Origin of the sequence: Pseudomonas brenneri, assembly GCF_007858285.1 — a bacterium.
GTDB lineage: Bacteria > Pseudomonadota > Gammaproteobacteria > Pseudomonadales > Pseudomonadaceae > Aquipseudomonas > Aquipseudomonas brenneri.
The window spans coordinates 20,635-34,118 of sequence record NZ_VFIL01000019.1 but is presented as its reverse complement, the minus strand read 5'-3'; the positions used below and the strand labels follow the sequence as shown (position 1 = coordinate 34,118).

The 13,484-nt window shown below is 62.8% G+C and carries 11 protein-coding genes; 6 read left to right on the top strand and 5 right to left on the bottom strand.

The window, feature by feature from the left end:
• Nucleotides 1-14: 14 nt before the first annotated feature.
• Nucleotides 15-695 (bottom strand): isonitrile hydratase, encoded by a 681-nt coding sequence (gene inhA / locus FJD34_RS27035; RefSeq protein WP_032858487.1) that lies wholly within the window; start codon nt 693-695, stop codon nt 15-17.
• A 90-nt stretch (nt 696-785) separates the two neighbouring features.
• On the opposite strand from inhA, the gene FJD34_RS27030 reads away from it, so the two are divergent.
• Nucleotides 786-1,754 carry a GlxA family transcriptional regulator gene (locus tag FJD34_RS27030; protein WP_065943972.1) on the top strand — a complete coding sequence of 323 codons (969 nt, stop codon included), beginning with the start codon at nt 786-788 and terminating at the stop codon, nt 1,752-1,754.
• Here the strand turns inward: FJD34_RS27030 and FJD34_RS27025 are convergent.
• Complete coding sequence (locus tag FJD34_RS27025) at nt 1,724-2,656, bottom strand: alpha/beta fold hydrolase (RefSeq protein ID WP_065943971.1); 933 nt, start codon at nt 2,654-2,656, stop codon at nt 1,724-1,726. The two genes, FJD34_RS27030 and FJD34_RS27025, sit on opposite strands and share 31 nt — an antisense overlap.
• Nucleotides 2,657-3,749: 1,093 nt before the next feature.
• The gene (locus tag FJD34_RS28120) at nt 3,750-3,899 is read right to left on the bottom strand and encodes a hypothetical protein (RefSeq protein WP_157695988.1); all 150 of its coding nucleotides are present in this window, start codon (nt 3,897-3,899) and stop codon (nt 3,750-3,752) included.
• A 162-nt stretch (nt 3,900-4,061) separates the two neighbouring features.
• Here FJD34_RS28120 and FJD34_RS27020 point away from each other — a divergent pair, with 162 nt between their 5' ends.
• The 4 genes from FJD34_RS27020 (at nt 4,062) to FJD34_RS27005 (ending at nt 9,059) form a co-directional block, all read left to right on the top strand.
• Nucleotides 4,062-4,808, top strand: a complete 747-nt coding sequence (locus FJD34_RS27020; RefSeq protein ID WP_032863831.1) for an AraC family transcriptional regulator — start codon at nt 4,062-4,064, stop codon at nt 4,806-4,808.
• A 114-nt stretch (nt 4,809-4,922) separates the two neighbouring features.
• On the top strand, nt 4,923-6,401 hold the full coding sequence (locus tag FJD34_RS27015; protein WP_090291459.1) for an efflux transporter outer membrane subunit: 1,479 nt from the start codon (nt 4,923-4,925) through the stop codon (nt 6,399-6,401).
• Nucleotides 6,398-7,549: an HlyD family secretion protein gene (locus FJD34_RS27010; protein WP_065943969.1), complete on the top strand. Its 1,152-nt coding sequence runs from the start codon at nt 6,398-6,400 to the stop codon at nt 7,547-7,549. The genes FJD34_RS27015 and FJD34_RS27010 overlap by 4 nt, the downstream gene beginning before the upstream one ends.
• A complete protein-coding gene (locus FJD34_RS27005; protein WP_090291457.1) occupies nt 7,539-9,059 on the top strand; it encodes an MDR family MFS transporter in 1,521 nt (506 codons plus the stop codon). Before FJD34_RS27010 ends, FJD34_RS27005 begins: the two co-directional genes overlap by 11 nt.
• On the opposite strand, the gene FJD34_RS27000 is transcribed toward FJD34_RS27005, so the two are convergent.
• The gene (locus tag FJD34_RS27000; protein ID WP_090291455.1) at nt 9,056-9,640 is read right to left on the bottom strand and encodes a TetR/AcrR family transcriptional regulator; all 585 of its coding nucleotides are present in this window, start codon (nt 9,638-9,640) and stop codon (nt 9,056-9,058) included. The two genes, FJD34_RS27005 and FJD34_RS27000, sit on opposite strands and share 4 nt — an antisense overlap.
• Before the next feature lie 142 nt (nt 9,641-9,782).
• On the opposite strand from FJD34_RS27000, the gene FJD34_RS28740 reads away from it, so the two are divergent.
• Nucleotides 9,783-10,985, top strand: coding sequence for an MFS transporter (locus FJD34_RS28740; RefSeq protein ID WP_065943966.1), 1,203 nt, complete (start codon nt 9,783-9,785; stop codon nt 10,983-10,985).
• 58 nt (nt 10,986-11,043) lie between these two features.
• On the opposite strand, the gene FJD34_RS26990 is transcribed toward FJD34_RS28740, so the two are convergent.
• On the bottom strand, nt 11,044-13,482 hold the full coding sequence (locus FJD34_RS26990; protein ID WP_162276350.1) for a TonB-dependent siderophore receptor: 2,439 nt from the start codon (nt 13,480-13,482) through the stop codon (nt 11,044-11,046).
• Nucleotides 13,483-13,484 lie beyond the last annotated feature (2 nt).

Sequence of the window (13,484 nt, the reverse complement as noted above, 5' to 3'; positions counted from 1 at the left end):
GAATGCGCTGGTCCTCAGCCCAGCCGCGCCGCCGCCCGTGCGGCGATTTCGCCACGGGTCTTGCGTGATTCGGCCGTGCGTTTGTTGGCCTCGTCCAGCACATGCCGTGGCGCGGTGTCTGGTCGGCCGGCATTGAAGGGCGGGGCCGGCGCATATTCGAGCTGCAATTGCACCAGTTGCGCAGCGGCCTCGCTGTACAACTCGGCGGCCAGGGTCAGGGCAAAATCGATTCCCGCCGTGATGCCACCGCCGCTAAACAGATTGCCGTCGCGTACCACACGCTCCTGCACTGGCGTCGCGCCCAGGGTGGCCAGCATGTCGTGATAGGCCCAGTGTGTGGTGGCGCGCCGCCCACGCAGCAAGCCTGCCGCGCCCAGTACCAGCGAGCCGGTACACACCGACGTCACATAGCGTGCGGTCTGGGATTGTGCCCGCAGAAAGTCCAGGGTCGGCTCATCTTCCATCAGCGCTCCCACCCCCGAGCCACCCGGCACGCAGACCACGTCCAGCACCGGACAGGTGTCATAGGTGAGGGTCGGCGTGAGTACCAACCCGGTGCTGGAGGTGATTGGCGCCAGGTCTTTCCAGATCAGGTGCAGCTTCACATCCGGCAATGACGCCAGCACGTCGTAAGGGCCGGTGAGGTCCAGTTGCTGGATGCCGGGGAACAACACAAAGCCGATCTGCAAGGTCATGGTGAAACTCCAGAAGAGGGGATGGACGGCTTCACTCTAGTGGCCTAGGCTTTGGCGCATACGCCATTGAGCCCACGAATCACGCCAATCATGTCGAAAATCATCCATGTGCTCGCTTTTCCCAACGTGCAGGTACTCGACGTCACCGGGCCTCTGCAAGTGTTTGCCACGGCCAACGACTTGGCGCGCCAGCAAGGCTTGCCGCGGCCCTATGCGGTCAACGTGATTGCTGCCCAGGACGAACCGGTGATGACATCCGCCGGTCTGGCCCTGCTGGCCGCGCCGTTGCCAGCCGCCGAGACGCCCTGCGACACCCTGGTGATCGCCGGTGGCTGGGGCGTGTATGGCGCGGCCGAGGATCCGGCCCTGGTGGAGTGGGTCCGGCAAAAAGCCACGCAGGCGCGGCGCATGACCTCGGTGTGCACCGGTGCCTTCCTGCTGGCCGCCAGCGGCTTGTTGGACGGCTGCCGTGTCGTGACCCACTGGACGCGTTGTGAGGAACTGGCGCGCAAATATCCCAGGCTGCAGGTCGAAGCCAACCCGATCTTTATCCAGCAGGGGGCGCTCTGGACCTCGGCGGGGGTCACGGCCGGCATCGATTTGTGCCTGGCCCTGGTGGAGGAGGACCTGGGCCGAGCGGTCGCCCTGGAAGTGGCGCGGCACCTGGTGGTGTTTCTCAAACGCCCCGGTGGGCAGTCGCAGTTCAGCGTCACCTTGTCCCTGCAAAAGGGCGACAACCGTTTCAGCGAATTGCATGCGTGGATTGCCGAGCACTTGCACCTGGACTTGAACATCCCGACCCTGGCGGCTGCGTGCGGCATGAGCGAGCGCAGCTTCGTGCGCCACTACCGCGCCGAAACCGGCCAGACCCCGGCGCGGGCGGTGGAACTGATCCGCGTGGAAACCGCACGCCGGCAACTGGCCGACAGCGCCGTGGCGATCAAGCGCATCGCTGTGCAATGTGGCTTTGGCAGCGAAGAAACCATGCGCCGCAGTTTTGTCCGAGCCTTGTCGATCAGCCCGCAGCTTTACCGCGAGCGGTTTTCGGCGCCAGCCTGAGTCTGCCCAAGTAATTCAAACAGTGCATCAAGCGTGGCCTGCGGTGCTTCCTGGGGAATGTTGTGGCCCACCCCGGCGAGCACCCGGCGCCGATAGAATCCGCTGAAATTCCCCACATCGTCATCCACCTCCGGCGCCGGGCCGACACCGTCGTCGGCACCGCACAGCGAAATACTCGGCACCGAGATCGGCGGCGGCTGCACTAACGCCTGTTCAATCGGCTCCAGCGCCGGATCACCCTCGGCATACATGAAACGATGGCGATAGGAGTGGATCACCACGTCGACAAAGTCCGGGTTATCAAACGATGGCGCGGTCTGCGGGTAAAGGCTTGGCCCCTCGGCCCAGGAGGGCGACCAGAGCGACCACAGCAATTTGCACAACTCACGGCGGTTGGCCGTCAGGCCATCGACGCCCCGTTGGGTGTGGAAGTAGAACTGGTACCACAACCGATGCTCGGTCAGCGGCGCGCGTGGCTGGATGGACCTGGCGATATCTTGAATGTTGTAGCCGTCACCCGTGACCAGGCAGCGTACCCGCTCAGGCCAAAGCGCCGCGACAATACACGCGGCGCGCCCGCCCCAGTCATAACCGACGAGGGCGGCCTGGCCGATGGACAGGGCATCCATGAAGTCCAGCAGGTCCTTGGCCAGCGCCGCCTGCTGGCCGGAGCGCATCACCTGGGCGTGGGCAAAGCGGGTCGGGCCATAGCCGCGCAGGTAAGGCACCAGCACGCGATAACCGGCCTCGGCCAGCACCGGCGCGATGGCATCGTAAGCGCGAGGGTCATAGGGGAAACCGTGCAGCAGAATCACCACTTCACCCCCGGCAGGGCCATGGGCTTGGTAAGCGATATCGAGCATGGGGGTGCGGGTATACAGCAGCGCGATCGAGGGGCTCATCGGGACTCCGTTCGGGTCACAGCAGTGAGACTGGACTTTAGCGCGAAACGGTTACGTGTTCTGCTGTGCCTGTGCCACCGCCATCGCAGCCTCGCTAAAGCTCGACAGCTCCCACAAGGGATTGGCGGCGGATTCGGGATTTCAGTCTGAATGAAGATCAAAGGTGGGAGCTGTCGAGCCCCGGCGAGGCTGCGATAGCGGTGGATCAGGCGACATCTGCTGTGCCTGTGCCGCCGCCATCGCAGCCTCGCTAAAGCTCGACAGCTCCCACAAGGGATTGGCGGCGGATTCGGGATTTCAGTCTGAATGAAGATCAAAGGTGGGAGCTGTCGAGCCCCGGCGAGGCTGCGATAGCGGTGGATCAGGCGACATCTTCGCTGCCTGTGCCGCCGCCATCGCAGCCTCGCTAAAGCTCGACAGCTCCCACAAGGGATTGGCGGCGGATTCGGGATTTCAGTCTGAATGAAGATCAAAGGTGGGAGCTGTCGAGCCCCGGCGAGGCTGCGATAGCGGTGGATCAGGCGACATCTTCGCTGCCTGTGCCGCCGCCATCGCAGCCTCGCTAAAGCTCGACAGCTCCCACAAGGGATTGGCGGCGGATTCGGGATTTCAGTCTGAATGAAGATCAAAGGTGGGAGCTGTCGAGCCCCGGCGAGGCTGCGATAGCGGTGGATCAGGCGACATCTGCTGTGCCTGTGCCGCCGCCATCGCAGCCTCGCTAAAGCTCGACAGCTCCCACAGGGGATTGGCGGTGGATCCGGGATTTCAGTCTGGATGAAGATCAAAGGTGGGAGCTGTCGAGCCCCGGCGAGGCTGCGATAGCGGTGGATCAGGCGACATCTGCTGTGCCTGTGCCGCCGCCATCGCAGCCTCGCTAAAGCTCGACAGCTCCCACAGGGGATTGGCGGTGGATCCGGGATTTCAGTCTGGATGAAGATCAAAGGTGGGAGCTGTCGAGCCCCGGCGAGGCTGCGATAGCGGTGGATCAGGCGACATCTGCTGTGCCTGTGCCGCCGCCATCGCAGCCTCGCTAAAGCTCGACAGCTCCCACAGGGGATTGGCGGCGGATCCGGGATTTCAGTCTGAATGAAGATCAAAGGTGGGAGCTGTCAAATTCCGGCCAGCAGAAAAAATCGATGCTGCCCAGGTCGTTGACCAGTGCCGCACTGCGCATGTCGCCGATGATGCCATGGGCATCGATGGCGCTTTGAGTTTCGTTTTGTTGTTCCAACGAGATGCGCATGGTCTGCCCAGCCTTTCTTTCAGGAGTCCATTGAGCTGACTGACGGCGCAGGGCACACGTTCAGTGGCTTGTCTGGAACGCGACGATGGCTGTCTATATCTATCGTTTTTGCCAGGGGGCTTTTGGTTAGAATCACAGGCTTGATGACGTGAGACGCTGCCCATGACAACTGTGCACCGGCCTTGGCTTGAGGCTTATGCCGACAACTACCGCAACGACGAAGTGGTCCATCCCCATTGTCATGCCCAGGCGCAATTGATCCACGGTGTTTCCGGGGTGATGGTGGTCAGCACGGCCCAAGGCAGTTGGCTGGTGCCGTCCGGGCATGCGTTGTGGGTGCCCGCCGGCACGCCCCATGAAATTCGCATGGCCGGCGAGGTGCATATGCGCACCTTGTTCCTCATGCCCGAGGTGGAGCCGAGCCTGGGTCGCACCTGCCAGGTGATTGAGGTTTCAGCGCTGCTGCGGGAACTGATCGTGGCTGCCACGCTGATCGCCGGTCAGCTCAATAACCCACGCCTGCCGGCAATGGTGGAACTGATCCGCATGGAACTGCTGGCCGCGCCGGTGGTGGCCATGCATGTACCGGTGCCCGGCGACGCACGGCTGGCCAGGCTGTGTACGCGGTTTATCCGCAACCCATCCGATGACAGCAGCCTGGAGTCCTGGGCCGACACCCTGAACATGAGTGCGCGCACCCTGAGCCGGATTTTCCAGCGGGAACTGGGCATGAGCTTTGGCGAGTGGCGTAAACGCGCGCGCCTGGCCCTGAGTCTGAAGTTGCTGGCCCAGGGCGCCTCGATCCTGGAGGTCGCACTGGAACATGGTTATCAGAGCCCGAGTGCGTTCAGCGCCATGTTCCGCCGTTCGCTGGGGTATCCGCCGAGTCATTTCCGCCCTGGGGCCTGATGTTGCTTCATGTAACCCAATTGTCCATTTGGCGACGATACATGGCCCTGGCGCGGGCGAATCCGCCAGTGCGGGTGCCTAATCTGCAAAGCTCATTCTTCAGCGAGCTTTGTGATGCCCAGCCTTGTCGTTCATCCCTCCACTGGTAATCGACTCCCGGTAGCCCTGACCCTGCTTCTGCTGGGCGCGCTGGCCGGATGTAGCGGCCTGCCCAGCGAGCCAGCAGCGCAGTTGGCGGCCCAGGCAGCACCGCAATTGTCCGGCGGGTCTGCAAACCCGCCACTGCCCGCGCGCTGGTGGCAGCTTTACCGTGACCCGCAATTGGACCGGCTGGTAGCGCAGGCCCTGATCCACAACAAAGACCTTGAAGCCGCCAGCGCCCATGTCGACGCGTTGCTGGCGCGCCTGGAGCAGGTCGACAGCGAGCGCCAACCCTCGACCTTGCTGACCTACGGCGTGGGCTATGGCCGCAGTCGAGATGACCAGACCCTGGCCCAGGCAACGGGTGAACACGCCGATGACCAATGGAGCCATGCGCCCGGATTATCCCTGAGCTACACCCTGGACCTGTGGGGGGCGGTGCGTTATCGCCTGGCTGCCGCCCGTGCCAATGCAGATGCGGCGCGGGCGCTGGAAGATGAATGGCGGGTGACGGTGGCCGCGCAGACCACACGGGCCTATGGCCAGGCCTGTGTTTATGCCTTCAGCAGCCAGGTGCAGAGTCATTCGGTGCAGGTGTTGGAGCGCAGTGTCGATGTCACGCGCCAACTGCAGAAGGCTGGGGCGGCGACGGCGCTGGACCTGGCGCGGCTCAATGGCCTGCTGGAGGAAGCCCGTGCGCCGTTGCCCATATTGAACGCCCGCCATCAGGCGGCAGTGTATGAACTGGCGGTGCTCAGTGGTGTGCCACCGCTGGATCTGGCCCGGCAAACCTGTGCCCGACGCCCGCAATTGCAGGCGCCGCTGCCTGTGGGCGATGGCTGGGCGCTGGTGCAGCGGCGTGCCGATATCCGTCGTGCCGAACGTCAACTGCAAGCGGCCACGCTGGCCATTGGCGTCGCACGCGCCGACCTGTATCCACGGGTGACGTTCGGCGTCGCGCTGGAGTCTTCCGCAAGCAGCCTGGGCCAGTTGGGAGACAGTGAGGCGCTGGTGTATTCCGTGGGGCCGCTACTGTCCTGGCGCTTTCCTCATCGCGGCGTTGCCCAGGCCCAGGTGGGCCAGCGCCGGGCCCAGATGCGCGAGGCCCAGGCGCGTTTCGATGGCACGGTACTCAGCGCCTTGAAACAGGTCGAGCAAGCCCTGGCGCTGTACCAGGGCGAACAGCAGCGAAGCCAGGCCCTGCAAGCCGCGCTGGGCAACAGCCAGCAGGCGTTCGAGCTGGCCACCCGCAGCTATCGGGCCGGTGCCCTCGATGCCCTGCAACTGCTCGACAGCGAGCGCAGCCTGGTCAACCTCCAGGCCACCCTGGCCCAGGCTGACTTGCGCTTGATCAACCGCCAGATCGATCTGTTCCAGGCGCTCGGTGGCGGCTGGCAACGTGACGACTCACCTCAACCCTTACCCCTTGCTGTCCTTGGAGCCACACCATGAACCAGGCTGTTGAACCCGCGATCCTGCAATCCACTCCCGGCTTGATGCAACGCCATCGCCGCGTACTGCTGACGGGCGCATCACTGGTGACGCTGCTGGGAGTGGGGCTGTTTGCCGGATATTGGTGGCAGTGGGGGCGGTTCCTTGAAGAGACCGACGATGCCTACGTGCGCGCCGATTGGGTGGCGGTCAGCCCGCGCATCGCCGGCTACGTGGCCCAGGTGCTGGTGGAAGATAACCAGCCAGTCAAGGCCGGGGATGTGCTGGTGCGTCTGGATGAGCGGGACTTTATCGAACAGTTGCGCAGCACTCAGGCCCGGTTGCAGCAAGCCCGGGCAGCCGCGACGGCACGTCAGTCCAGCCTGCACACTCTTGATGCGAGGCTGGGCGAGCAGCAGCAACGCATCGCCCAGGCCGAGGCGGCCTTGCACAGCAGCGAGGCTGAAGCCCAGCGTGCCCGCCTGGACTATCTGCGCTACCGCGATCTGGTGGGCCAACAGATCTCCACCCGCCAGCGCCTGGAAACCGCCAGCGCCAGCCAGGCCAAGGCACGGGCAGCGGTGACCGAAGCCCGGGCCCAAGTGGCCCGGCAGCAGGCCCAGTGCCAGGTGTTGCAGGCGCGTCGCCAACAGGTGCAGGCGCGGATCGCCGAATCCCAGGCCCGGGTGGGCGAGGCCCAGGCCAATCTGGCCCTGGCCCGCAATGCCTTGAATGACACGGCGATTCGCGCGCCGTTCGACGGGGTTGTGGGCCAGCGCAAGGTCCGTCGCCAGCAGTATGTGATGCCAGGCCTGCCGTTGCTGGCGGTGGTGCCGGTGGAGCAGGCCTATGTGATTGCCCACTACAAGGAAACCCAGTTGCAACATATGGCGCCGGGGCAATCGGTGGATATCGCGGTAGACAGTTTTGCCGGCCAGCGCTGGCGTGGTCGGGTAGAAAGTATCGCTCCCGGTTCTGGCTCGGTGTTCGCCCTGTTGCCGCCGGACAACGCCACCGGCAACTTCACCAAGATCGTGCAGCGTTTTGCGGTGAAGATCCGCCTGGTCGCGGACGAGGCGAATGCTCCCGCAATCTTGCCGGGGATGTCAGTGATTGCCACGGTGGATACCCGTCCGGTCAGCCAGCAGGACAGTTCCCATGGCGGTTGATGCGCGCACTTCGACGGTCTCGTTTCGCGCCTGGGTTGCGGTGATCGGTGGCTTGTTCGGCTGCTTCATGGCTGGGATGAACGTGCATGTCACCAGCGCCGCACTGCCGGAAATCGAAGGTGCGCTGGGGGCCACCTTCGAAGAGGGCTCGTGGATTTCCACGGCCTATCTGGTGGCGGAAATCATCATGATCCCGCTCACCGCGTGGCTGGTGCAGGTGTTTTCCTTGCGGCGGGTGATGCTGTGGGGTTCCGGGGTATTTCTGGTGGCCTCGGTGGCCTGCTCGATGGCGCCGAACCTGCCGGTGATGATCATCATCCGGGTGGTCCAGGGCGCGGCCGGGGCGGTGCTGATTCCGTTGTCATTCCAGTTGATCATCACCGAACTGCCGGCCAGCAAGATCCCGTTGGGCATGGCGCTGTTCAGCCTGGCCAACAGTGTGGCCCAGGCCGCAGGGCCCTCCATTGGCGGTTGGCTGACCGATGTCTATTCGTGGCGCTGGATCTTCTACCTGCAACTGTTCCCCGGCATCGCGCTGTTGGCGGCCGTGGCCTGGTCCATCGATCGCCAGCCGATGAACCTTGGGCTGTTGCGCCGGGGTGACTGGCTGGGCATCGCGTGCATGGTGCTGGGGCTGGGGGCGTTGCAGATTGTGCTGGAGGAGGGCGGACGCAAGGATTGGTTCGGTTCGTCTTTTATTGTGTGGATGAGCCTGGTGGCGATGGTCGGGCTGGCAGGGTTTATCGGCCGCCAATTGTGGGGGAGCAAAAGCTTCATCAACTTGCGGCTATTGGCGCACTACAACTTTGGCGTGGCCAGCGTGGCGATGTTTATCTTCGGCGCCAGCACCTATGGCCTGGTGTTTCTGGTACCCAACTACCTGTCCCAGATGCAGGGCTATAACGCCAGCGAAATTGGCGTCAGCCTGATTGCCTATGGCCTGGTGCAACTGGTGTTGGCGCCGTTTCTGCCACGGCTGATGAAGTGGTTGAGCGCCAAGGTCCTGGTCGCCTCGGGTTTTGCGATCATGGCGTTGGGCTGTTGGATGGGCGCACACCTGTCGGCAGACAGCGCCAGTAACGTGATCATTCCTTCGATTGTGGTGCGAGGTATTGGCCAGCCGCTGATCATGGTCGCGCTGTCGGTGCTGGCGGTCCATGGGTTGGCCAAGGCCGAGTCGGGCTCGGCCTCGGCGGTGTTCTCGATGTTGCGCAACCTGGGCGGTGCGGTCGGCACGGCCTTGCTGGCACAGTTGGTGGTGGTGCGCGAGCAGGTGCATTCGGCGCGGATCGGTGAGTCGCTGAGCATTTTCGAACCGGCCTTGCAGCAACGCTTGCCGGGCGGTGGTTTGCTGCAGGAGCAATGGCCGGAGCACCAGCAAGTGCTGGGGTTGCTGGACCTGGGGGTGCGGCAGCAGGCTTTCTTGATGGCTTACAGCGATGCGTTCTACCTGGCGTGTGTGGCGTTGACGTTGTGTGCGGTGGCAGCGCTGTTGTTGCGGCGTACCTAGCGCCGTGGTTGCAAGCCCCGCAGCAGCAAATCCAGACCTTGCAGCGCCTGCTCCAGGCGCTCATCCGGCTGTGCATCGTGGGCAATCCATTGCGCCGTATCCACCAGGCTGCCATTGATCAACCGCGCCAGCGCCAGGCTGGGAGCCTGTTCGATCACCCCGGCTTGCATCAACCCCTCCAGCAGGCCGCGCAGTGATTCGATGCATTGCTGCTGGGCGCCCACATTTTCGCCCAGTACCGCCGGTGTATCTTGCAGCACAATGCGCTGGATCTCGGGGTCCTGGGCCATACGCAGATAGGCACGGCAGCGCTCGCAAAAACCGTCCCAGGGGTTGTCGGCCTGGTCACTGATCTGTTGCAGGCGCTCATCCATTTCGCGGTCGAGTTGCGCGACCACGGCGGCCAATAAGCCTTTTTTGTCGCCAAAGTGATGGTACAACGCACCTCGGGTGAGGCCGGCGCGGGCGGTGAAATCATCCATCGACGTATTGGCATAACCTTGGGTAGCAAAGGCCTGGCGGGCACTGGCAAGCAGGCGGGCGCGGGTTTCTTCGATCATCTCGGCGCGGGCTCGGCTCATGGGAAACGCTCGTTATCTGCGGGTGAGTGGTTGACATACGCTGCGTATGTTACTCATGATTTGTCACATACGCACCGTATATCTTTTGCCCGGATTGCATCGAATAGCAAGCTCCAGGGCTCCCAGCAAGAGGTCACGCACCATGGCAAACCCCTACGCCGAGCTGTTCCAGGCGCCAGGTTCGAAGGCATTTGTAGCGGCCGGCATGCTCGCGCGTATGCCGATCTCCATGACCGGTATCGGCGTGATAACCATGTTGTCCCAGGTCCGTGGCGGCTATGGCTTGGCCGGAGCGGTGGCGGCGACTTTTGCCTTGGCCACGGCGTTTTGCGCACCTCAGGTGTCGCGGCTGGTAGACCGCTATGGCCAGGGGCGAGTGTTGCCATTGGCTGCCGCACTAGGCGGCGGGGCGTTGCTGTTGTTGTTGCTCTGCACCCGCCTGCAGGCGCCGGACTGGACGCTGTTTGTATTCGCCGCCATGGCCGGCTGCATGCCCAGTATGTCGGCCATGGTGCGGGCGCGCTGGAGCGAGTTGTACCGTGGCCAGCCGCAGCTGCAAACCGCGTTTGCCCTGGAGTCGGTGCTTGATGAAGTGTGCTTTATCCTCGGGCCGCCGTTGTCGGTGGGGTTGAGCGTGCTGCTGTTTCCCGAGGCGGGTCCGCTGGTGGGGGCGATCCTGTTGGCGGCAGGGGTCGGCACCTTTGTCCTGCAAAAACAGACCGAACCACCGGTCCATGCGCATCATGGCCCTCAGGGGCGCTGGTTGATCGCCTCCCCCAAAGTGTTGGTGCTGATGCTGCTGTTAATGGCCATGGGGACTATCGTTGGCGTGGTGGACGTCGTCAGCGTGGCGTTTGCCGAGCACCAGGGCCAGCCGGCTGCCGCCAGTATCGTGCTGTCGGTGTATGCCATTGGCTCGTGCCTGGCCGGGTTGGCCTTCGGTGCCCTGCGGTTGACGATGCCATTGCACCGCCAGTTCCTGTTCTGCGGCCTGGCCACGGCCCTGACCACGCTGCCGTTGTTGTGGGTGGTGGATATTCTCGGGTTGTCGCTGGCGATATTCGTCTCCGGGCTGTTCTTTGCCCCAACACTGATTGTGTCCATGGCCCTGGTGGAAAAAGTCGTGCCGGCCAGTCGCCTGACCGAAGGCATGACGTGGCTGATCACCGGCTTGAGTATCGGCGTGGCACTGGGGGCAGCGAGTTCTGGTTGGATGATCGACCGCTTCGGTGCACCCAGCGGGTTCTGGGTGGCGCTGGTGGCGGGGGCGGTGGTGCTGGTGTCGGCGCTGCTGGGCGCGCGGTGCCTGGGTCCAGGAGTGAACAGTCAGCCCTGCACGGGGTGACACGTGTGCAACGGGAAGGGAACCCCGGACAGGCAGGGTGCCTGTCCGGGGTGAGTGCTTAGAAGTTGGTGCGCATGGTGAACATCATGTTGCGCGGGTTGCCGTAGTAGCTGTTGCTCTCGATGGTGCCCGTCTGTGAGTAATACGTGCGGTCAAAGATGTTTTCGATATTGACCGACAGATTGACGTTCTTGTTTACGTCGTAGCCAATGCGTGCGTTGTAGATGGCATAGCCACCCGTCTCATTCTTGATCCCTTTGCCGACGTTGCCACCCACATGGCGGCCATAAACACCGCTTTGGATGGTCGTGCCTGCGCCGATCTGCCACTTCGAGTACTCACCTTGCAACTGATAGTTGGCCCAGGTACGCAGCATGTGTTCGGGCATGGACGTCTGGAATGTGGTGCCTTCCAGGTCCGGGTTATTCGGGTTATTGACGTACTCGCTGGTGTTGTAGGTGTAGCCGGCGGTCAGCTCCAGGCCGGTCATGACTTTGCCAGTGATCTCGGCTTCAAAGCCTTGGGAGCGGACTTTGCCCCCTGCCACATAGCAATTGCAGGTGGTTGGCTGGTTCGGATCGCGCTGGGCAAGGCCGGAGTAGGTGGTGCGGAAGATGGCGAAGTTGGTGTTCAGCGTACCGCCGTACAACTCGCCTTTGAGGCCCAGTTCGTAGGTATCACCGGAGCGCGGTGTCAGGGCACTGCCGTCAACGGTTTCGACGTTAAGTTGCGGGGTGAAGATCTCCGCGTAGCTGACATACGTCGACCAGTTGGGGTTCAGCGCATAGACCAGGCCATAGAATGGCACCACCTTGGCGTTGGTCTGCATGTCGCTCTTGACGTGCCGGCCGTTCAGTTCGTTGCGCTGGTCCTGCTTGTAATCAAACCAACTGACACGCGCACCGACGATTACGTCCAGCGGCTCGAACACATTGACCCGCAGGGAACCGTACAGGCCTTGCTGGTCCAGGGTCGAGGTGGTGGTGCGGTACTTGTTGGTGCGGGCATATTTGGGGGGCGTGAAATTCAGAATATCCGGGATGAAGTCGTAGGCCCCATTGTAGTTGGTAACGTCATAACGCCCGGCGACCCGCTTGCTGTGGGAGATATTGGCGCCCAGAATCGCTTCGCTGCGATGGCCCAGCATGTCGAAGTTGCCGTTGAGGAACAGATCGGTGTTGTACTGGTAGTTGTTTTCGCCACGGCCCTCGGCCCAGTTGTAGGCGCCTGAATTGTCGATCGGGTCGATCTGGCCGCCGGTGTTGCTGTACAGGGCATCCAGGTTGAACCGGGTGTAGTTGGTGGCCAGGGTGGCCTTCCAGTCGTCATTGAGCTGATGCTTGGCTTCGAAGAAGTACTGGGTCGACTCGACGTCGTTATAGTCCGACGGCGAACTGAGGTTGGTCGAGCGTTTGAAGTCGATCTTCGAACCGTCCTTGTAGCCCGGCAGGCCCCAGTCCATGGTCGAGCGGTTATCGGCATTCTGATAAGTGAAGCCGGCGCTCAGCAAGGTATCCGGGTTGAGGTCGAATTCCAGTACGCCGTAGGTCGATGCCCGTTTGCTCTTGCCACCGTCATAGAAATAACGACGCGTGTTGTAGGAGGTTGCCAGACGGCCACGCAGGGTTTTTTCTTCGTTGAGTGCGCCCTGAACATCGACTTCCTGGCGGTAGTTGTCCCAGGTCCCGGCCTGGGTCACGGTGCTCAGCTTGAAGTCGCTGCTGGCGCGCTTGCGCACCAGGTTGATCGCACCCCCTGGCGAACCCGCACCCTGGAACAGCCCGGCCGAGCCCTTGAGGACTTCCACGCGCTCATAGGAGATCAGGTCTGACCAGTTCAGCGAGGTGATACCGGTGCTGGTGCCGGCCGGGATCGGAATGCCGTTGATCTGGAAGTTGTCGATCTCGAAGCCACGGGCGTACGGTTGGTTGTCGCCGTTGAGGGCACCGTAGGTGACCACCCCTGGAACGAGGCCGTAGACGTCGTTGAGGGTGGTGATGTTTTGATCCTTGATGCGTTGGGCCGTCAGCACCGTAACGGTTTGCGGGATCTCTTTGAGGCTGCGTTCGCTCTTGCCGATGGTCACCGCGCCGGTGGTGTAGGAGCGGGTGTTTTCGGTGTTGACGCCCAGGCCGGCTTGCCCCACGACACTGGTTGGAGCCAGTTCCAGGGCATCCCCGGATTTGCGGCTGATGCTCACGGCATTACCCTGGAAGCTGTAATTGACGCCGGTATTTTGCAACAGCTTTGCCAGCCCCTCTTGCGCACTGAACGTACCGCTGAGGCGAGTGCTGCTTAACCCCTGAATATCATCCGGGCTGTACAGCACCTGTACCGACGACTGCTGGCCGAATGTCTGCAAGGCATTGGCCAGTGGTTGCTGCGGGATATTGAAGTTCACCGCCTGCTCCTGCGCATGTGCCGCCAGGGGCAGCGCCATGGCCATGGCCAGGCTCAGGGTGGTGAGGGAGAAATGCTTGCTCAGGGCGTGAGACATCA

What these genes read in the sequence shown, in the direction of transcription:
- inhA (WP_032858487.1), bottom strand. Translation starts at nt 695, where the DNA reads ATGACCTTGCAGATCGGCTTTGTGTTGTTCCCCGGCATCCAGCAACTG.
- FJD34_RS27030 (WP_065943972.1), top strand. Translation starts at nt 786, where the DNA reads ATGTCGAAAATCATCCATGTGCTCGCTTTTCCCAACGTGCAGGTACTC.
- FJD34_RS27025 (WP_065943971.1), bottom strand. Translation starts at nt 2,656, where the DNA reads ATGAGCCCCTCGATCGCGCTGCTGTATACCCGCACCCCCATGCTCGAT.
- FJD34_RS28120 (WP_157695988.1), bottom strand. Translation starts at nt 3,899, where the DNA reads ATGCGCATCTCGTTGGAACAACAAAACGAAACTCAAAGCGCCATCGAT.
- FJD34_RS27020 (WP_032863831.1), top strand. Translation starts at nt 4,062, where the DNA reads ATGACAACTGTGCACCGGCCTTGGCTTGAGGCTTATGCCGACAACTAC.
- FJD34_RS27015 (WP_090291459.1), top strand. Translation starts at nt 4,923, where the DNA reads ATGCCCAGCCTTGTCGTTCATCCCTCCACTGGTAATCGACTCCCGGTA.
- FJD34_RS27010 (WP_065943969.1), top strand. Translation starts at nt 6,398, where the DNA reads ATGAACCAGGCTGTTGAACCCGCGATCCTGCAATCCACTCCCGGCTTG.
- FJD34_RS27005 (WP_090291457.1), top strand. Translation starts at nt 7,539, where the DNA reads ATGGCGGTTGATGCGCGCACTTCGACGGTCTCGTTTCGCGCCTGGGTT.
- FJD34_RS27000 (WP_090291455.1), bottom strand. Translation starts at nt 9,640, where the DNA reads ATGAGCCGAGCCCGCGCCGAGATGATCGAAGAAACCCGCGCCCGCCTG.
- FJD34_RS28740 (WP_065943966.1), top strand. Translation starts at nt 9,783, where the DNA reads ATGGCAAACCCCTACGCCGAGCTGTTCCAGGCGCCAGGTTCGAAGGCA.
- FJD34_RS26990 (WP_162276350.1), bottom strand. Translation starts at nt 13,482, where the DNA reads ATGTCTCACGCCCTGAGCAAGCATTTCTCCCTCACCACCCTGAGCCTG.